The 18,304-nt window shown below is 55.1% G+C and carries 25 protein-coding genes, 3 tRNA genes and 1 pseudogene; 4 read left to right on the forward strand and 25 right to left on the reverse strand.

Features of this window, described 5'->3' with window-relative positions; translation table 11 throughout:
• The 3 genes from AAYR33_07525 to AAYR33_07535 all read right to left on the reverse strand — a co-directional run bounded on the left by AAYR33_07525 (position 1) and on the right by AAYR33_07535 (position 2,925).
• The gene (locus AAYR33_07525) at positions 1-441 is read right to left on the reverse strand and encodes a glycosyltransferase (protein XAO70882.1); all 441 of its coding nucleotides are present in this window, start codon (positions 439-441) and stop codon (positions 1-3) included.
• A 953-nt stretch (positions 442-1,394) separates the two neighbouring features.
• Positions 1,395-1,865, reverse strand: a complete 471-nt coding sequence (locus AAYR33_07530) for a restriction endonuclease (GenBank protein XAO72431.1) — start codon at positions 1,863-1,865, stop codon at positions 1,395-1,397.
• A gap of 986 nt (positions 1,866-2,851) precedes the next feature.
• Positions 2,852-2,925 (reverse strand) — tRNA-Gly (locus AAYR33_07535).
• Between the two features lie 184 nt (positions 2,926-3,109).
• Here AAYR33_07535 and AAYR33_07540 point away from each other — a divergent pair.
• The 3 genes from AAYR33_07540 (at position 3,110) to nusG (ending at position 4,107) form a co-directional block, all read left to right on the forward strand.
• Positions 3,110-3,186 (forward strand) — tRNA-Trp (locus tag AAYR33_07540).
• 72 nt (positions 3,187-3,258) lie between these two features.
• Positions 3,259-3,567, forward strand: coding sequence for a preprotein translocase subunit SecE (gene secE, locus AAYR33_07545; protein ID XAO70883.1), 309 nt, complete (start codon positions 3,259-3,261; stop codon positions 3,565-3,567).
• A gap of 9 nt (positions 3,568-3,576) precedes the next feature.
• Positions 3,577-4,107 carry a transcription termination/antitermination protein NusG gene (gene nusG, locus AAYR33_07550; protein ID XAO70884.1) on the forward strand — a complete coding sequence of 177 codons (531 nt, stop codon included), beginning with the start codon at positions 3,577-3,579 and terminating at the stop codon, positions 4,105-4,107.
• Between the two features lie 76 nt (positions 4,108-4,183).
• Here the strand turns inward: nusG and AAYR33_07555 are convergent, their stop codons facing one another.
• From AAYR33_07555 to AAYR33_07565, 3 genes are read right to left on the reverse strand one after another with little or no spacing between them, the layout of a single operon-like run.
• Positions 4,184-4,840, reverse strand: a complete 657-nt coding sequence (locus AAYR33_07555; GenBank protein XAO70885.1) for a PqiC family protein — start codon at positions 4,838-4,840, stop codon at positions 4,184-4,186.
• A 3-nt stretch (positions 4,841-4,843) separates the two neighbouring features.
• Positions 4,844-6,607, reverse strand: coding sequence for an MlaD family protein (locus AAYR33_07560; protein XAO70886.1), 1,764 nt, complete (start codon positions 6,605-6,607; stop codon positions 4,844-4,846).
• Complete coding sequence (locus tag AAYR33_07565; GenBank protein ID XAO70887.1) at positions 6,561-8,237, reverse strand: paraquat-inducible protein A; 1,677 nt, start codon at positions 8,235-8,237, stop codon at positions 6,561-6,563. Before AAYR33_07565 ends, AAYR33_07560 begins: the two co-directional genes overlap by 47 nt.
• Positions 8,238-8,364: 127 nt before the next feature.
• Between AAYR33_07565 and AAYR33_07570 the strand changes: the two genes are divergently transcribed.
• Positions 8,365-8,436, forward strand: a tRNA-Thr gene (locus tag AAYR33_07570).
• A 106-nt stretch (positions 8,437-8,542) separates the two neighbouring features.
• Here the strand turns inward: AAYR33_07570 and AAYR33_07575 are convergent.
• The 19 genes and pseudogenes from AAYR33_07575 to AAYR33_07665 form a co-directional block, all read right to left on the reverse strand.
• On the reverse strand, positions 8,543-8,728 hold the full coding sequence (locus AAYR33_07575; protein XAO70888.1) for a hypothetical protein: 186 nt from the start codon (positions 8,726-8,728) through the stop codon (positions 8,543-8,545).
• A gap of 586 nt (positions 8,729-9,314) precedes the next feature.
• Complete coding sequence (locus AAYR33_07580) at positions 9,315-9,536, reverse strand: hypothetical protein (GenBank protein ID XAO70889.1); 222 nt, start codon at positions 9,534-9,536, stop codon at positions 9,315-9,317.
• On the reverse strand, positions 9,506-10,063 hold the full coding sequence (locus AAYR33_07585; protein ID XAO70890.1) for a hypothetical protein: 558 nt from the start codon (positions 10,061-10,063) through the stop codon (positions 9,506-9,508). The genes AAYR33_07580 and AAYR33_07585 overlap by 31 nt, the downstream gene beginning before the upstream one ends.
• A gap of 70 nt (positions 10,064-10,133) precedes the next feature.
• Positions 10,134-10,295 (reverse strand): hypothetical protein, encoded by a 162-nt coding sequence (locus tag AAYR33_07590; protein XAO70891.1) that lies wholly within the window; start codon positions 10,293-10,295, stop codon positions 10,134-10,136.
• A gap of 175 nt (positions 10,296-10,470) precedes the next feature.
• Positions 10,471-10,821 carry a hypothetical protein gene (locus tag AAYR33_07595; protein XAO70892.1) on the reverse strand — a complete coding sequence of 117 codons (351 nt, stop codon included), beginning with the start codon at positions 10,819-10,821 and terminating at the stop codon, positions 10,471-10,473.
• The gene (locus AAYR33_07600) at positions 10,811-11,314 is read right to left on the reverse strand and encodes a DUF1440 domain-containing protein (protein XAO70893.1); all 504 of its coding nucleotides are present in this window, start codon (positions 11,312-11,314) and stop codon (positions 10,811-10,813) included. Before AAYR33_07600 ends, AAYR33_07595 begins: the two co-directional genes overlap by 11 nt.
• Positions 11,315-11,479: 165 nt before the next feature.
• Entirely contained in the window at positions 11,480-11,689 is a 210-nt protein-coding gene (locus tag AAYR33_07605) for a hypothetical protein (protein ID XAO70894.1), read from the reverse strand.
• Positions 11,690-11,728: 39 nt separating this feature from the next.
• Positions 11,729-12,592: an L-dopachrome tautomerase-related protein gene (locus AAYR33_07610; GenBank protein ID XAO70895.1), complete on the reverse strand. Its 864-nt coding sequence runs from the start codon at positions 12,590-12,592 to the stop codon at positions 11,729-11,731.
• Positions 12,589-13,107 carry an SMP-30/gluconolactonase/LRE family protein gene (locus AAYR33_07615; GenBank protein ID XAO70896.1) on the reverse strand — a complete coding sequence of 173 codons (519 nt, stop codon included), beginning with the start codon at positions 13,105-13,107 and terminating at the stop codon, positions 12,589-12,591. The genes AAYR33_07610 and AAYR33_07615 overlap by 4 nt, the downstream gene beginning before the upstream one ends.
• Positions 13,108-13,263: 156 nt before the next feature.
• Entirely contained in the window at positions 13,264-13,653 is a 390-nt protein-coding gene (locus tag AAYR33_07620; GenBank protein XAO70897.1) for a hypothetical protein, read from the reverse strand.
• On the reverse strand, positions 13,643-14,809 hold the full coding sequence (locus tag AAYR33_07625; GenBank protein ID XAO70898.1) for an MFS transporter: 1,167 nt from the start codon (positions 14,807-14,809) through the stop codon (positions 13,643-13,645). The genes AAYR33_07620 and AAYR33_07625 overlap by 11 nt, the downstream gene beginning before the upstream one ends.
• Before the next feature lie 153 nt (positions 14,810-14,962).
• Positions 14,963-15,406: a hypothetical protein gene (locus AAYR33_07630; GenBank protein ID XAO72482.1), complete on the reverse strand. Its 444-nt coding sequence runs from the start codon at positions 15,404-15,406 to the stop codon at positions 14,963-14,965.
• Positions 15,289-15,708, reverse strand: a complete 420-nt coding sequence (locus AAYR33_07635; GenBank protein ID XAO70899.1) for an NAD-dependent epimerase/dehydratase family protein — start codon at positions 15,706-15,708, stop codon at positions 15,289-15,291. The genes AAYR33_07630 and AAYR33_07635 overlap by 118 nt, the downstream gene beginning before the upstream one ends.
• A 68-nt stretch (positions 15,709-15,776) precedes the next feature.
• Positions 15,777-15,950, reverse strand: a pseudogene (locus AAYR33_07640) (NAD-dependent epimerase).
• 102 nt (positions 15,951-16,052) lie between these two features.
• On the reverse strand, positions 16,053-16,982 hold the full coding sequence (locus AAYR33_07645; protein XAO70900.1) for a LysR family transcriptional regulator: 930 nt from the start codon (positions 16,980-16,982) through the stop codon (positions 16,053-16,055).
• Positions 16,983-17,081: 99 nt separating this feature from the next.
• The gene (locus AAYR33_07650) at positions 17,082-17,246 is read right to left on the reverse strand and encodes a hypothetical protein (GenBank protein ID XAO70901.1); all 165 of its coding nucleotides are present in this window, start codon (positions 17,244-17,246) and stop codon (positions 17,082-17,084) included.
• Complete coding sequence (locus AAYR33_07655; protein ID XAO70902.1) at positions 17,247-17,396, reverse strand: hypothetical protein; 150 nt, start codon at positions 17,394-17,396, stop codon at positions 17,247-17,249.
• A 186-nt stretch (positions 17,397-17,582) separates the two neighbouring features.
• Positions 17,583-17,774, reverse strand: a complete 192-nt coding sequence (locus tag AAYR33_07660; GenBank protein ID XAO70903.1) for a hypothetical protein — start codon at positions 17,772-17,774, stop codon at positions 17,583-17,585.
• 226 nt (positions 17,775-18,000) lie between these two features.
• Entirely contained in the window at positions 18,001-18,225 is a 225-nt protein-coding gene (locus tag AAYR33_07665; protein ID XAO70904.1) for a hypothetical protein, read from the reverse strand.
• Between the last annotated feature and the right edge of the window lie 79 nt (positions 18,226-18,304).

Raw genomic sequence — 18,304 nt, forward strand, 5'->3', positions numbered from 1 at the left:
CTAGGAATTGACGGGGTCCGGGTTGATAAGTTGATTGATCTCTCTAGAGATGGTGCGATATTCTTCCTCAATATCGCCGCGTTTAAGGATGAGGTCCGGGAGGCGCTCTGCCGCTTCCGGATCCAGGAAGATCTGGCCGCACACCATATCCGCTCTTCCCGCTTCCATCGGGCTGATAGAATTTTCAACCCAATCGGGGTAGGGGTGAAAGTCAGCATCTGTCGTGAGCAGATATCCCTGCCTGGAAACACATTTACTTGCGACACCGAGAGCCGTCTGCCGCGCCTTACCCGCATGGGAGAGCGCCGGGGGAAATTTGACATCAACGATTAGAACAGGCGTTTCGGAAGAATTTGCCCAATCCTTGGCCAAATTCAATGTATTATCATGAGAGTTATTGATTAGAAGGACAATAGTCCCGTGCATGCTGAAGGAACTCATGAAAAATGATCAGGCTTTTAGACATTGTTCTATATAAGTTTCTTCGTTACATGCGGGGATGGCGATTGCATATTCAAATTGTTTGCCAGACTTGACAAAAAAGTCGTTTTTAAATACCGAAAGTCCCATCGGCCTCTTCCCAACGTGCCTGACGACGTCGTCGATCCAGACAAAAGAGCGTGCAATCTCGTTGCACGCGCTGTGGACCCTTACGCTTCAGAATTCATTAAGTTCGCGTCGCAAAGTAAATGATGCCCGACGACTGTCGATTCACCTTATCCGACTCAAATCATTCGTTAAGGGGCAATTACGCTGAAGCATAGGATTGGCGCGAACATTGTATCGTGCGCCGGCGCGATTTTGGTTGGGAGTGGGTCGAGATCAGGATTGACAATCGGGCTTACTTTCCATGGAAGTTAGCCGACTTGGAGTGGCGCAAAAACGCGATTGAGGTGGATTTTATATCTTTCAGGCGTCAATATGATGCGTGGTCAAGCTAAGCCATTTTTAATGACGGTTCCGCGATTGAGGGCCCGGAGAGGCAAATACAATGTTTGGTAAGGCATTAAAATTGGCCTTCTAATTCGCTCCGAAGCAAACCTTATTTCGAAATAGAACGGATTCGTAACGAATCACTCTGATTCGAGAAGGACAGAGTTTGATTCTGCCGGTTGAAAAACAATATATTCCTTCGAAAAGTTACGAAAAATTTTGGCGACGATCTTACTGGATGGCGGAGTTATTATAGGGCTATAATTACAAATATCGAGGTTCATTTCATCGCGAAAGCGCGTCGACCGTTGGCCGGCGAAGAATACCGGTGCCTTTCGGCAAGCCTCCATTTGCAAAGATGGCCCGTGCAACGATGCTCTTGTATGTATAAATAATCGTATAAAAGGCCTCGGAAGGGACACGCTTCCCTCCTCCCTCCATTCGAGCGTACTGAATATTCATTATGTCGAACTCGTTAGCACCGTCAGAGCTATGATCTGCCGATCCACATGTGACAGCTGATCGTGATGCATAAGCATGACATTATTTGTGTTCGCAAGCCTTAAAGCAGGCTTGGTGAACGCAGCGTTGGAAACGACGGCTGCGAAGTCCGCTCGCTCATGAAGTCGAGAAGCGGAGATCTCCTGAACGGCACTGTTGCCGACCGATGACGAATAAAACTTACACTGAACAACAAGCTTACGGCCGCTTTTGACGGCAATCACGTCACACCCCTGATCATTCGATGCTTGGGTTACTCGAGCATCCCAACCTGCTTTCCTCAATTGAAGGGCACAGAAACGTTCGTAGTCTGGAGGCGTCATTTGAGGAGAAAAGATTAAAGGAGAGCTTTTTGGGCTCTCCATCAACAGTTCCATCTCAGTCGACGATGCTACCGTCTCAACAAATTTTATGCATTGCTCAAGCGCCATCACCCTATCTTTTTCCAATCTATCTGCGAGTATTGCAACTATTCTGGTGGAGACGAATATTCTTTCTCCTTTTCCCAGGCTTTCGTTACGAGCGATCCGTAGGAGTCTTTGTGACAGGTTTGCATTTTGCGGACTTGAAGGTTTTTCGCTTGGCTCTTAATCTCCTCAAGCCCGGCACGCGTGATCTGGGAAACTCTATTTTTCTCTCTGTTCCGTGCTCTGGATCGCGCAAGTTCGCAAAAAATTCCTGATATCGCTATTCCGGAGACAAGGAGACTTATAGACATCGTGCGGTCTAAACCTAAAGACTCTATAAATGTCATAACTGTCTCGTAAACCCAGACAAGGCATGCCCATATGGCACCCAAAATTATCGCAACTACGATCAAAACAATCGCTTCCGGAGAGAGATCATTCTTTCTTCTTCTCGCCACGTCTCCACTCCATTAACGATTCTACGGTCAAGATTTCTAGCACTCGCAATTTGTCAAATTATTTTTCAGAAATCCACAATCTTAATTTCTCGATCCTACGTCTTTCGCAATCAAAGGCTCAATTATTTTGTCGTAGGCAGATTACGGCTGCGACAGGCAAAAAAGAGGCGGAGCTGAAGTCCGAATCTCACTTTGTGTTCTCTCGGTGAAGTGTGGTCCCTCATGCGGCACAATGTCCTTATCGAACGAAGATTTTGAGTAATGAGTCAACCGAGGTTACAAGTTCAATCGTCACGGATTGTGCGAAAAGCACCCTGTCTACCTCACTTCACGAATGCGCCGCTCCCCGGCGGCGGTCTGAACCTCTCCAAGGATTCGCGCTGCCCGACGGGTGCGGATCATCTTCCTCTCAGCTCGACGGTCAAGCTGCGCCAAATGAGCGTCTGTTTGGTGAAATATTCCGAAACGCGGGCAACAACCTCATGAGGCTAAATCCCACGCCCAGAACCCTCACGGCGTCCGACGTTACCTCATAAATCTTTCTGGGAAATATGGAGCGGGCGAAGGGAATCGAACCCCCCTCAGAAGCTTGGAAGGCTACTGCATTACCACTATGCTACGCCCGCGCCGAAAGTCGCTTCCTCGGCCTCCCATACCGCTCCCATCGCGTTGATGCAAGGGCTTGTGAGGGCATAATCGCGATAAAACCCTCTTGACTTATCCCGCCCGTAAACGCATTACCGCTCCGAGGACTTCCTGTCATCAGGCTGCATCTTACAATGCGGCTTTGAGGATGGAATGTGATCCTTTAGGGGTGTAGCTCAATTGGCTAGAGCGCCGGTCTCCAAAACCGGAGGTTGCGGGTTCGAGACCCTCCGCCCCTGCCAGGCACAGTTTCTTGCTTGGCGTTTGTGGCGCGATCTGCCATACAGCCATAATCAAAAGTTTCGCAGCAGAGGATGACGGTGTCAGTCTCAACTCCCCAACGCGGCGCTAAGACGTCGCAGAAAAATAAAAGCAAGCCTGCTGCCGCATCCGGTCGCGAGGAGGGAAAGTCGGCGGCCAAACCGGCTGCGCGCTTCAAGCTGATGCAATTTCTCAAGGACGTCCGTGCGGAAGGGGGCAAGATCACCTGGCCCACGCGCCGCGTCACGGTCATCACCTCAATCGCTGTTCTGGCGATGGCCGCGTTGACGTCTATATTCTTCTTCGTTGTCGACCAGCTGATTGGTTTGGGCGTGCGCGAAATTTTGGTCTTTGGAGGCTAAGTTAGGGCCATGGCTAAGCGCTGGTATGTTGTGCACGTTTATTCCGGCTTTGAGAAAAAAGTCGCGTCCCACATCAAGGAACAAGCCGTCCAGAAGGGGCTTGCTGACCAGTTTGAGGAAGTGCTCGTCCCCTCTGAAGACGTGATGGAAGTGCGTCGCGGCCGTAAGGTTAATGCGGAGCGGAAATTCTTCCCCGGTTATGTGCTCGTCAAAATGGAGCTCTCCGACGATGCGTGGCACCTTGTAAAGGACACGCCCAAGGTCACGGGCTTTCTGGGGTCACGCACCAAACCGTCACCCATGACGGATGCCGAGGCCGAGCACATCATTAAACAGGTGCAGGAAGGGCTGGAGCGTCCCCGCTCCGCCATGCGCTTTGAAGTGGGTGAGCAGATCCGCGTCGCTGACGGTCCCTTCACCTCTTTCAATGGTGTCATTGAGGGAGTGGATGAGGAGCGTGCGCGACTCAAAGTCAGCGTTCTCATCTTCGGACGTTCCACACCGGTTGATCTCGAATATAATCAGGTCGAGAAGCTTTAAGTTGATATAAGGGATGACCCTCGCCATCCGGCGGGGGTCATCACGCTCGGCTTGCGCGTCCAATCGCGCGCGCCACTCAGTCGGTTCTCGGAACGGGGCAGGCCCGGATCTGTGCGACCGCCTTATCGGCAATGTGAGATAAAAGCTGGCTCAACGCATAAACAAGTTGCGCTGACCCGTTTGAAGGCAGCTTCATCGTCTCATGAAATGGCGTTGTCTGAACGGGGCCAGGCCCCTCCTCCGCCGGATGTGCAGCCAAACTCCCCTGAATCACCGCCTCACCCTGCTGATTTCGGTTGAACGCCGTCACGGTTAATTCGACATAGGCTTGAGGGTGCGTGTCAACAGCGTCGTTCTGCGCAAAAACAGTGATCCCCGGCAGACGCTGCGCGATATCCAGCGTCAGGGCCTGACCGATCGTCTCGCCCAAGGGCTGCGCCCAGGCATCCCCTTTTGCAAGCTTCAGCTTATAATCCCGACTTTGCCGCACAATCTCATCACGGTCCAGCATGGTCGAGACGACCGGCGTTCGCACCTCAACAACTTTCGGCCCGAAACCTGCCATGCGGGAGGCGGGGACGGTTGTGACCGGCCCCGGCACAGCGACGATGGTGTAGAGAGTCGGGTCACGCCCACAGCCACTAGCGGCGAGTAACGCCGCCACACCCGCAACCCCCATCAGATATCGTCGGGTTCGCCGTCTGAAGAAGGGGGAGGAGTTGGGTCGCGACATGGTTCAGTGCCTCCCCGTGATCAGGGCCGAAGGATGGTTATTAAGATAAGTCGTCAGGAAACGTATGGAACGCGCTGATTGCGTCAACTGGATGATCATGCTTTGCAGATCCCGCTTGAAATCAGCGTCGCCACCATAAGTCGCCATAAGCTGTCGGGCGTTTTTCAGGGTCAGGTCAAGCTGACGGCTCATCTCCGGCAATCGCTTCATCAGAGGTTTAACACCGTGATCCATCTGACGGCTCAGGCTGGACAGATGTTGCAGGGAGTCGCGTAATGAAACAAGGGATTGCTTGACTTCCGCACTATTGATGCGCTCATCAGCATGGGTGACAAGGTCGTTTGCATGGTCACCCAGTTGCGTCAACGGCATGGCGGCAATCTTGTCCATAATGGTGGAGACGGACGCCATGATACCGTCAAACCCAACCGAGATGCTCGGCACAATGGGTATGTCATCCTCGTAATCAATTGTCTCGGGTTTGCCTTTTTTCACGAAAGTCAGCGCAATTGCCGACTCGCCCGTCAGGAAACTGACCGTCGTCATCGAGGCGCGCATCCCATGCGCAATCAGGACGGAGAGAACTTCATTCTTGTTCGTCTCCGCATATCGGTCACCCGGCAGGAGCCTCTCCAGCTCCAATTGCAATGTCACGCGCACTTGCGCTTTGGCCGTCTCCGGGTCGACCTTCAGGGCCACATCAAGGACAGTCCCGACATTGATCCCGAACATCGTCACATCAGCGCCTTTGGAGAGACCTTTGACGGAGTTATCGAGGTAGGTGATGACTTTCAGCTTATGATAGCTATTGGCGTTTTTCGCGTCCTGCTCACTACGGTAAAGTTTGAAGACGGAATTCGGGGGCGCGAAATCGCCTTTTGCATCATGCGCGCCGGATGGCAGCCCGAAAGCAATACCACCGGAAAGCAGCGCCTGGAAAGAGGTCAGCTGCACTTTCAGCCCGCCCGCACCCAAACCGACCTGCACGCCTGAAACATTCCAGAAGCGGGAATCACGATGGAGATAATGGTCATAAGGGGATCGTATGAAAGCCTGAAGCAGGATCGGCCCTTCCCCACCCGGTGGCATCGTGTAGCCAAGAATTTCTCCCACCACCTTATCCCGGAAAAACACCGGCGCCCCCTCTCCGATGGAGCCTAATGTCGGGGTGAAGAGCACAAAGGTCGATCCGGGCTGATCGGAACGCACGCCAGGCGCGCTTTCAAGCCCGACAAAATTTTTCTGCGGGTGGCCCCCGGGTGACCCCGGGTCGATAGCGATGTAAGCCCCTGAAAGCAGGGTCTCAAGCCCCGTGACACTCGCCCCGTTAATGCGCGGCCGCACAACCCAGAATCGCGTCTTTTCCGTCAGGATATGTTCGGTGCTCGACTTCATGCGAATATGCACGACGACACGATGCATATCCCCGGAAAGCTCGATTTTCTGCACTGTGCCGAGGGAGACGGCTTTGTTCTTGACCTGCGTCTGACCCGCCGTCAGCCCCTCGGCCGTGTCGAATGTCAGGGTGATATCCGGTCCACGATCAGACAGATTGCGGGAAATAAGGTAACCCGCAATGAGAACAGCAAGAATAGGAAGGAGCCAGACGATTGAAAAACGTGTCGGCCTGACGCCAGCCTGGTCATGATGCTCACCGCCCTGGCGCCTTGGATGATCATCGTGATGACCGTCATCCTCACCATGATGCACGTCATGTCCTTTAGAGTGATTCGCCTGATGATAGGCGGGTACATTTCGATCGCTCACGCTTTCTCCGACTCCAGATCTCCGGCCTGTGCCGCCGCTTTGATGCGCCGGCTCCCTTTATGAGCGCGCGGTTGCGCCGGAAGCTGAAAAAAGGATACGCCCGCCTGACGCGTACGTTCCTGGCAAGTTCAGCGCCATTCCTGCCCGCACCATCCCAGAGACAGCGAATATCAAAGCTGTGCACGGCGAAGATTGTCGCAATCACGACAAAGGTGAAGAAGACAACGCCCGGCTCAGCACGGACATTGGCAAGAAAACCAAAGCGCACGACAGCGACAAGGATCGAGATCATAAACACGTCAATCATGGACCATCTGCCAATGAAGTCAATCACCCGGTAAAGTTTCGTCAACCCTTTCAGATGCCGCCGACGACCGGTTGCCGCGCTGAACACCATTGTTCCGAGCCCAACGATTTTGAGCACTGGCACGCAGATACTCGCAAAAATAACGAGGAGTGAAAGTGGAACGAGATTTGATTGCCAAAGCTCAATTGCACCATGAATGATGGTGCTCGTATCTCGCTGCCCCACTTTCATGAATGTCATGACGGGGAAGAGATTTGCCGGGATATAAGCGAGAACCCCCGCAATGAGGAGTGACGTGGCATTGCTCAGCGCATTGGCCTTTCGTCTTGAGACGAACGCGGCGCATCGGGGGCACCGTCCGAAAGCATGTGTCGATGCAACGGGCTCAGACGACGCAATTACCAGGCCACATGTGAGGCATGACGCCATCTGATCATGCGGTGGAATGGGGTCGGTCGTGACATCACTACATCGTAAATAACCCGACTCTGTGCGGAATGCCTGGTCATTCATCCCCATTTTCTGGGCGTCCCAGACGCGCTCTGTATCCAGCGTCGAATCTGTCGTGGCCATGGTGATCATGATGGCCGCGACAAGAAAAACGCCGGGTTGAAGATCAACCAGAGCCAGATCGACAAGTTTGGTATAGGCCACGAACACGCCGAGAATATAGACTTCAATCATCGCCCATTCCCGCAGGCGGCGATACCATTTAAGGACATGGGCCGTCCAATCCGTACCCGCCGCGCGGCTGGCCCCGTAAAGCACGATGCCCATGAGGACGATCACAATGCCGGGCATGATGAAGGTCGTCATGGCGACGATGGCGCCTATCTCACCATAGCCCTGCTTGGCAAGCTGATAGACGCCCGTCAGAATGGAGATCGTGTTGACGCGCCCTTTTGCGTCAAGCGTCATCAGATTTGAGCAGAGAAGTGCGATGTAAAGCGCGAAAGACGTCATGCAGAAAGCAATGGGCGTCGCGAGGGGCGATGTCCTCCGCCGACGCACCAGGGCCTCATCGCAGCGTCGGCAATAGGCGACCTGGCCCGGCGCCACCTCCGGCAGTGTCTGGAACAGCCCGCAAGTCGGGCATTCATGCAAACCCTGCACGACGGACATGGCTCTCAGCGCGCCTGCAGGGTCGTGCTGCAAATGGGCTGGCGTCAAACATGCATGGAGAAATCGGCCAAATCGGCTGACACGCTCAGCGCCGAAATAATGTTGCGCCGCCTTCAACATTGCCTGTCCATGCCGCCCCCGCCCGAAACGGCATAAAAGGCTGTAAACCCGATCGTCAAAACGTTTGACGCGGACCATCATTTTTTTTTGAAGACGTTTCAGGAAGAAAGATCGTATCATCAAGTCTTTTCAAGCACACCAGCGCTAACGCACCCACCCTATAGGCTGTTGCGATTTCTGCAAAGCTTCGCTATAGCTCCGCCAACAGGCCGATATAGCTCAGGGGTAGAGCAACTGATTCGTAATCAGTAGGTCCTCGGTTCAATTCCGAGTGTCGGCATCAGTTTTTCGCGAACGCGTGAAGGGCTGATCCTATCTTCGCCCTGATCCCCTCCTCGACCTCACGCGTCACTACGTGCCTCTCCCTCGCCTGAAATTGACATTTGTCAGTCTGGCAGGTTGGTAATACGCGTCTGCTCAGCCTCAGCCCAAAGGGTGCTGAGTGTCTTCGCGGCGTCCAGAAGACGTTGCTGAACATCGGCGAGCGTCATGCTGCGTGGGTCTTGCAGATAGTCGATCGCATGCAGGACTTTCATGACAGAGCTGGCCATCGCTACCCGGTCGGGAGGCATCTCCCACCCTGCCTGCATCGCGTTTACAAGATCCTCTCCCGTCGAGGAGGAAAAGAGTGCGCATGCCTGTCGGCATGACTTGTTTCAAGCAATGGCGCGATCGTTGCGTGCCACGACGTTTCCTGCTCCGGACCGGCAGAGCATCTCATGCAATCAGCCCCGTAAGCAGCGCTCCCCGACGCAACGGCGAGATGTTTTTCCGCTGCCTCCGTCGGACAATATTATGCATTTCCGTCGCGATCATAAAGCCGGATTTGAAACCCGCATTCTGTCAATCTTTCATGCGCTGCGATACGGCCTGGCAAGCCCAGCAGGGTGACCAGCTTATCGACTGATAATCCTCCGCTTGAGCTGGACGCGCGCGTAGCACGATGACGGGCGGGACCCCGCTGCGCCTGACGCGGAATGGGTGCAGGCTGTACCGTTTTTGTGACATGACTTTTGACCATGATTATTCTTCCAGCGATTTTTCGCGCGTCACAATGGCAAAGCAATTGGCGGACCGTGCAGTGCTCGACTTAGTTTTCAGAGGGGTGATGTCCCGACCGAAAGCCGGAAGCTGCCAGCCACCGATCGAGGATAGAGGTTAAAGCGAGCTGATCTCACTCAGCAGGGCATCGAATGTCTGGTTCTTCGGCGACTTGCCATGAGCGCCCAGCCAGTTCTGGCGGCTCAGCAGGCCGTAATTCTCATCAGAAATATGCTCCCACGTCGCCCAGGGCATGAAGCTCCGCGCACACCAGGAGGCCAAGAAAAGCCCATCTTTATTGTAACCCGTCACGGCGATGGCATGACCGCCGACCGGCATGTGATTCGAAACCTTGTCGAGATCCCACGTGGCCCCGGCTCGAGCTCCATAAAGTCCTTCACCATCCGCACACCGCCAATAATCCCGCCCAGAAAGGCGATGCAGCGTTTGACGGAAATGACGTCCTTGCGCTCAACATAGCCAAAAGCGGTCAGAAAACCCTTATCTGGGCCGGGGCGGCGGAAGCCGTTTTTGCGCCAGATTTTCAGCAGGTCGAGAAGGATGACGCCGTCATCGCCAATCCTCGTCTTGGGATCGTAACCGGACACATCAGCGTAATTGGCGATCACCTGATCGGTGGAAAGCAGGACTTGCGACTGCGCGTTTTTCGTCCAGGTCGCGACAAACCCCGCCTGCGACGCGAGGCCGCAACAACCGCATTTGTCATTGCCCCACATCTGGTAATCGACCTTATCGGACCAATCCTGCTCCTCCGGCACGGTGGGCCAGTGGGCGGCGAGGGCCGGTGTGAGGCGGTACGTTCGCGGGTCACGCTTTGCGGGGTGCTTGCCGAGTTTATAGATCATTTAAATGTCTCCTTGAGATCTTATTGTTCGTTTGAAAATGTCCCGTCATGACTTGCCGATCGCAGACCCATTATCGCGACGTCGCGTCAATCCCTGCCGTGGCGGGGACGTCGTGGACCAGCGCGAAGCCGGGAGGGCGACCGCGCTGGTCCATCGACATGAGTTGGGGGAGTTCCGCCGTGCACGATGTCAGCATCGTCTCTCGCATGAGATTCAAATCAAGAGTAAGCATCGATCATATTGGCTCTGTGCGACGCGCGTGACATGTCGCGGCGATGCTCTCCCTGCCTGATTTCAGGCACCGTCACAGCCGATTTTCCTAAAAACCGACCTTTCCCCCCAGTCGGTCGAGCCTTCGTGCGTCTCTCGGCCCATCTGGGGGCTATTTGGACCTGCTGATAGACACATCACGTCGTGACATGAAGTGCGGCGAGTGCCCGTGCCTCCGTCATCGGCAGACCACGCGCATGACCATAGGGGGCACCGACAGCGATCGTGCCGCTGAGGAGCGCCTGGAAGATGGCGACAATCGTGCTCAGAGCATCCAATGCTGTGGTGACGTCGGCGCGCGTCTTGGCATCCAGTTCCATCGAGACAGAAGTGAGCGCTTTTGCGAGACTTTGTGAAAGATTTTCCAACTCCGTCAGCAGGGCATCGACTTTCGACTTCAGGCTGTCGGAATTATAGACGATCGTCACTTGATCCCCGGCCTCCGACTCAAAAGCGCTTAATGCTGCTGAAACACCTTCACTTGCCACTGAAATAGCCGCTGCGACCGGGGGGTATCGACAGGATCGTTGAAGCGGCATTGAGACCTGCCTGCGCGTAAGCACAGATCTTCGCAACATTGAGGACGAACGTTGTTGTGTTCTTGCCGTTAATGACGGTGCAAGCCGGCAAGGCCCCCAAGATGGCGGCGGCAGAAAGTCGCAGGGGAAGGACGATGCCATGGAAACCGACCGTCACCACAAGACCGAATGCAGCGCCCTGCCATAGGGAGAAGCGGGGAAAGCGCAGACAGCCAAGGCAGTAGGCCATGGCGAAAATAAAAGAGAAGGCATGATGCACGAGAAGCACGCCGAGATTCACGACATGTTGGGCGTAAAAATAGACGATTTCATCCACGGCAGGCCGCAATCCCGCAACATCTGGGCTGGCGGGCTCACGCGATCGGGGGTTCTCGGAGGCAAAGGGGTTTCGCTGCCCCATTTGACGAAGCTGGCGATGTTTCCCCCAACAAACCCCGCCCACAACGCCGTCCAGAAATCAGCTTTTTTGTGACGCCTTGAACCAGCCTGATCTGAAATCATGACAACTCACGCATCGCATCACTCCCATCATCATCCGGGCGAAGGTTGCACATTGTGCATCCAGCGCGCCGGAGAGAGGCCCCGACGCGATAAGCCGATAAACGCCTTATTTCTTCATCTGGCAGGCCGGAAGCTTCATGCGGAAAATCGTCGTTGGACCTGAAACTGGCGGGCTGTTGCGGAAGGCCAATTCATCGAGGCGTGAATCCGAGATGTAAAGATAGCCATTCGCGATGGCGAAGCCATCGGCCCAGTCCATCACTTTCGGGTTATCGCAAATCTTGTGCGGGATCAGTCTTTTCTGATCTTTCGACAAGGTGAGCATATAGAGCCGGTGATGCTCAATATCCCCCGCTCAGATGCGGCCGCATGAATCCATCTCGATACCGCCACTCATCACCGACTGACCGAGATATTGGACCTTCGCATCAAGCTGCTTATCCGTCAGGCTTGTGTCACGAAGGGCGGCAGCGGGGATGCGGTAATAATGATGGTCCGTTAAAGGACGGTAATAGACCCAACTGCAATCAGCAGAAAGCGCGATACCATCATCCTGCGTGACCGGGAGGCCACCATCCTTCTTGCGCGCCAATTTACCGTAAATATGCAGATGCTGCCGTTCATCCGCAACACCGGAGCGCGTATTGGCCAGAACGAGACGATAAGCGCCTGTCTCCAGATTCAGCACGACCAGCCCGCCGCGATCCCACTCATTGGTGATATAGGCGGTGCGGGTTTTCGTATCGACGCGCACATCATTGAGACTGTCTGTCGGCAATATGTCGTGATTAAAAAGATAAATCCGCAGCACCCTACCGGAGGCGGAGTCAAATTCCACAAGTTTGGGTGGCAGTTTCTTTTGATCAACAGAGGGGAGAGAGGAGTCGAACACCCAGAGGTGATTTTCATCATCAACCCATAAAGCCGGAACGGACACCCAGACGGGCCGATCACCCGGGTCAGCGTCAAACCTGTTCCACCCCGCATTCGGGAAGGGGATGAGGGCGCCGGTTTTGGCATCGACGCGTACGACACTGGCACTGTAACGCTTTATGGTCGCCGGGGCGGAGGCAAACACCGTCTCATTATGGCTGACACCCACGCCGATCATGTTAAAATCAGGTGGAAATTTTTTGACCACCTCAAGTTGCGTCGGCACGGCCTGCGCCGCGACGGAGAACCCCGCGAGAGTGAGGGTGAGGACGAACAGCTTTTTCATGCGTAGCCAGCTCCCTGTGTTGCGACATCAAGAGTGAAAATAGCGTCCTTCGCGCACATGAACAGGCAATTGCGCTGCGTTCCGCCGAAGGTCAAATTCGAAACGCTGCGTGGAAGTCTGAGACGCCCGATCAATTTGCCTGAGGGATCATAGACTAGCACGCCCTCGAAACCCAAGGGACCGGAAACGCCAACCCAGATATTGCCGCTAACATCCGCCTTGATGCCGTCAGGCATCAATTTGTGCTGCACGACATTTGTATGCGCAAAGACGCGCTTATTGCGCAGGGTTTTCCCCTCAACGTCGAAAGCATAGAGATTATAATGGCCACCTCCTGACCTGGACGTGTCGATTTCGCTTGAAGCGATATAAAGCACGCGCCCATCGGGGGAGAAGCACAGCCCGTTCGGGCCTGCAAACTCTGAAGCGGACAGGACAGCGGTAATGTCGAGCGTGTGCGGATCAACATGGAAGACATGCGCCTCCCGATGCGCGCGGCCCCCGATTTCCGTCATGCTCCCACCTGATCACACGTCGGAGGACCGTGCTCACAGGTCAGAAGGCGTCCCTCACGGTCAAAACTGTTCCCGTTGGGGTGATAACTTTCCTTTTGGAACACCGTGATATTATGTGCATCATGGGCATAACGATATTGCACGCCACCCACGACATCACTCAGCAGCAGAAAGCGCCTCTCCGTGCACCAAGCCGGTCCCTCCAGCCAGCGCGCAGGGGTGGTGTTGTGTGGCGCGCCAGGCGAGTTCCAGCCCGGCATTGCCGTAAAGAACGTCATTAAATGCAGGGTCAAGCATCAGAATATCAGGGTCAGGCGTGAAGGCGTAAGGTGCCCCCGCGCCCCAGAGCCGTGGCGGATTACTGATGACACTGGGCGGTGCGACCGGTATCCGCCGCGCGACGGCGCGGGCGGAATCCATCGTGGCCAACCCGGCCAGGCCGCCCAAAAGCGCCGTGCGACGGCTCAAACTCAACCGATTTTCAACCGACGCGGTTTCCTGACTCGTCGACTCGACTTGATCCAGCCGCGTTCGTTCAAACATCATATGCGTTCCTCTGACTTTTCAACGTCCCGGCGATACAACACATCCTTGACAGCCCCAAGATGAGGGCAATAGCAAAGATGCTGATCATGGCAATGGCACAAAGACCGGCCTTTGGCGTTTCATAAAATCGATCGGCGAGCGAACGGATATTCGGTGCAAAAAATCCGCCCAGATTACCGATGGAATTGATCAGAGCCACCATAGCCGCCGCGCGCTTTCCGGTGAAAATCGAAAGCGGCAAAATCCAGAACAAGGCGGACAGCACCATAATGCAAGAAGCAGCCAGGCTGAGCTCGACAATGCCCGTGACGACGCCATGGATCGGCTGACAGCACCAACCCGCCGGAAAATCCGTCAGGCACAGCACGATACCCGGGCGCAGGCCCAGTCGCCTCTGCATAAGCTGCGGCATCAACCAGACGGCAAAGGCGACAGCAAGCCACGGAATGGCTGAAACAAGCCCGACATAGACGCCCTGCCCCTCATGCAGGATGCGCGAGACTTGCTCTGGCAGGCAAAAAACGACGCCATAACTGCCAATCTGCATCAGCCCGTAAAAAACGACGAGGTAGATGATTAAAGGGCTGGTGAAGGCTTTCCACAACCCCTCATGGCGCGGCCCTTCGATTTCTCGGGCCTCCTCCGTCAGGATTTTGTCCAATCCGACGCGTTCCGATTCCGTCAGCCATGACACGACTTTTGGCCCATTCGGCAGGATAATGAAGGTTGCGATGCCCATCAGCACGGCCAGCAGCCCCTCGACAACAAACATCCATTGCCACCCGGCGAAACCCCAAAGACCGGAAAGAGGGTTACCGGCCACCATGGCCATGGGATAACCAATATAAAACAGGCCCAGCACTTTCGCCCGGGACCTCTGCGGAAACCAGAATGTCAGATACAGTATGACGCCGGGGAAAAACCCAGCCTCGGCTATACCCAGTAAAAGACGCATGACGCAAAAGGAGGTCGGGCCGACGACAAAGGCCATCCCGGCGGAAATCAGCCCCCACGTCACCATGATGCGCGTCATCCAACGCTGCGCGCCAACCCGGTACAGGATCAGGTTGCTCGGGATCTCGAACAAAGCATAACCGACGAAAAATATCCCCGCGCCCAATGCAAAAAACAGCGTCGGAAATACCGAGATCGACATTGAGCGCCTGTTTCGCGATGCCGACATTTGTCCGATCGAGAAACGCGACCATATACATCAGCAGCAGGAAAGGCACGATGCGCCGTCGCGCCTTGACCACCGCGCGGGACGCTGCCGGCGGCAACCCGTCTTCAAGGCGATTTGCTGGCGCGCTCACAGCCGGATCTCTCCGCCAAGTTCATCCTCAATATGGGCGCGGATGATCTCGTCATAGGATTTTTCCGACGTGAAACCGAGTGAGATGGCCCGCTTCGAGTCGAAGCCTCTCGCCCAGCTCAGGACAATCTTTTCAATTTCCGCATCCGGCACGCGCTGAATCAATTTTACCGCTTTCTCGCCTGCGACGCGCTTCAGGGCCGCAATCTGCTCCCCGACCGTGATGGAGAGGGCCGGTATGCTCAGATTAGGGTCACCCGCCAGTAATGACGTATCCAGCGCCGCCGCGTGGCGCAGAAACCCGATCGCGGCGCGCGGACTCGTCATCCAGTGTCGCGTCTCGTCACTGACAGGCAGGATCGCCTCCTGCCCGACAAGAGGCTCCCGAATAATACTGGAGAAGAAACCGGATGCGGCGGCATTGGGCCGGCCCGGTCGCACGGAGATCGTGGGCAGGCGGATGCCGATCCCATCGAAAAACCCTTGCGGCTGTAATTCTGCAAAAGCAGCTCGCCGATAGCTTTCTGCACGCCATAACTTGTTTGCGGTGTCAGGTGGAAATCATCCGGTATAACATCCGGGAAATCACCGCCGAAAACCGCATTGGACGAGGCATAAACCACGCGCGGCACCCAATTATGCCGCATCCCGTTAAGGCGGATCGCTTCAAATAATGCCTGCGTGCCTGCGAGATTGACATGATAACCTTTTTCAAAATCGCGCTCCGCCTCACCTGAAACCACGGCGGCGAGATGAAAATCACATCCGGGCGCGGCGCGACGAGGTCATGGATCACTTTCACATCCGCGATATCACCGGTAACAATGCGAGGTTGCCCTGCGAACGAGGGCAATGTGCGTGGCGGCACGACATCTACCAGCGTCAACTGCATAATGGGATGGGTCGCGATTTGCGGCTGGCGGGCAAAGCTTTCAACAAGTTTGCGCCCGATCATCCCCGCAGCACCGGTGACAAGAATATGCATCGCTCATTCCCAACATTAATATGTTATATTCTGTTTCTAAAATTGAGTTTATTGAGCGTTAAATGTGACGACTATCTCAAATTTTCGAATGAAGTGATCTGATTATGCGATCACCGTTTCGGATAAATGGGCGCGGACCAAGATCGCCGCGGGGCTCAAAGTCCGGTTCTTTATCGTGATGACGTGATAATTCCCTAATAAATCAGGTAAAGTGATATCAAGCGATGTGATTCCTGGCCAGTCGGAAAAGCTTTGTGCAACGGATTTCGGCACGATCGCGCACATTTCTGAGCTCCTGACAATTTTGAATGTCGCATAAGTCGACGCTGTCTCAATTTTACAGCGCGGGATCGAGACGCCACTGGCGATAAACATTGTGTCAATGGCGCGTCGCATCGGGCTTGGCGCTGTCTGCAGCACCCATTGCAGCCCGGCGAGGTCCTGCAATGTCAGGGCCCGCTTCCGGGCCATGGGGTGGCCGCGCCGCGCAACAACCGCGAGAGGCTCGGACCTTGGACCGACACAATCGAGAGTGGGGTCGATCACCGCTTCAATCTGCCGCCCGATCACAATATCGAGGTCACCTGCATGGAGGTGTTGCAGGAGGCGATCACTCGTATCCGTCACGAGATGCGTCGTGATGCGCGGATATGACGCTGTCAGCGCCTGCATGGACGGCGCCATCACATCGCCAATACTGGCGACAATTGCGCCCAAATGGACCGACCCCATGACACCCGTTGCATATTGGGAGAATTCCTCCTGCAATTTACGGGCTTCATGCAACATGCTTCGTGCCGTCTGTGCAGCGATGAGCCCGAGCGCGTTGAGTTGCAAGCCCCGCGCATGGCGTGTGCAGAGAGGCGCACCCGCGAGGGCCTCCAGCTCCGATAAAAGGACGGAGCATGAAGGCTGTGTCATGGACATATATTCACTCGCGCGCCGCAAGCTGCGCGTCTCGGACAAGGCCACCAGCAGGCGCAGATGCCGCAATTTCAGTCGGGAAAGAAAAGCCGAGCGCGCCTCGTCCATTCTGCACCGCGTTTTTTTCAAGACGGCCCCGTTTAAGGTGGCCTTCATTCATTACGGCTTTTTTAAACCAATCTGCATCCCGTGCCTATCTCCGGCAGCTCATCGACGCTTCAACCATTCGTATAGAAGCGAAACGAGAAGGGCGCCCAGCGCGACGGCTTTCGGGCCAAGCGTATTGGCCGCGCAGATCATCTTACGCGTGGCGCGATCCCGCGAGTCACGCGCATCTTCCTGTCTTTGCAGCATTTCTGAGATTTCCACCAATCAGCCATTCTGCTCCTGCCCCTGCACGAAAAGTTGTTGCACCAGCACGTCAAGACGCGTCAGATTTTTTTCAATGGAACACACCTCCTGCCGCAGCACTTCAAATTTCGGTCGCTGGATGTAGCTCGTCGGGGTTTCTTTTTCCGTCATCTTTTATATATCTCGGATCTACTGGGCCATCGGATGCCACCGATCCTCCCAAATCATTTTCAGCGTAAAATTTCTGGACATGACGCGGCGGGTTTGTCCCTGCGCCTGCGTCTCAACTTGCAATTTCTTTCTTCAAGCCCTCCGGGTCAGTAAGGCGCCGCGCCAAATGACAGCGCACGCTTGAATTTAATCGACGGGCTTGGCGGGCGCGTCAGACAAGTTCCTTACCGCGTCATCGCCGGAACTAATTTCTATCAGAATTCTGAGATAGTCGACCCAATCTGGCGGCACGGATTTTCCCATCAGAACAAACTGGTTGAGGATGGTCTCACGCGCCTGGAAAAGGCGCTTCTGCGCCATGATGACCCGCGCCTCCATTGTCGGACAGACCCCATCCCGTCATCCTCCCATACGGGCATGAGGTCCGCACCGCAGCCCCTTCGCAGGCCTGGCTTCGGCGGTGCGCCACTGAAAGCGCGAAAAACATGGTCCGGGACAGGGCGTGCATCATCCGGCCAGCTTCCGTTCCTCTCATAAACCGGCCTCAATTTCGCGGGGTAAAATCCCTTCATGGTGGGCGACCAGTAGATATCGTCCGTCATCGTCAAAATCCGATCGCAAAATATGAGCCGGAAGCCTCATGCGGTACATTCTGCCCGGCAGCTGAGAAAAGGCGGGTGACCGCGATAAAGCCGGTGGGTGTCCAACCTTCGAACACGCCATGGACGGTGGGCGTGGCGTTGAACCGTGTGCCCTGCGCTGCGGACTCACATAAAATGACAGCCGCACAGATGGAGGGAAAATTTGTGGGGAATTGGACGTTGGCCATACCCCTTACATTATCTGTCTTGTAAAACCCCCATTGTAGCATCACGCCGCCCGGCAACATACTATATCCGGAGTTGTCG

Source organism: Acetobacteraceae bacterium (assembly GCA_039613835.1).
GTDB lineage: Bacteria > Pseudomonadota > Alphaproteobacteria > Acetobacterales > Acetobacteraceae > Sorlinia.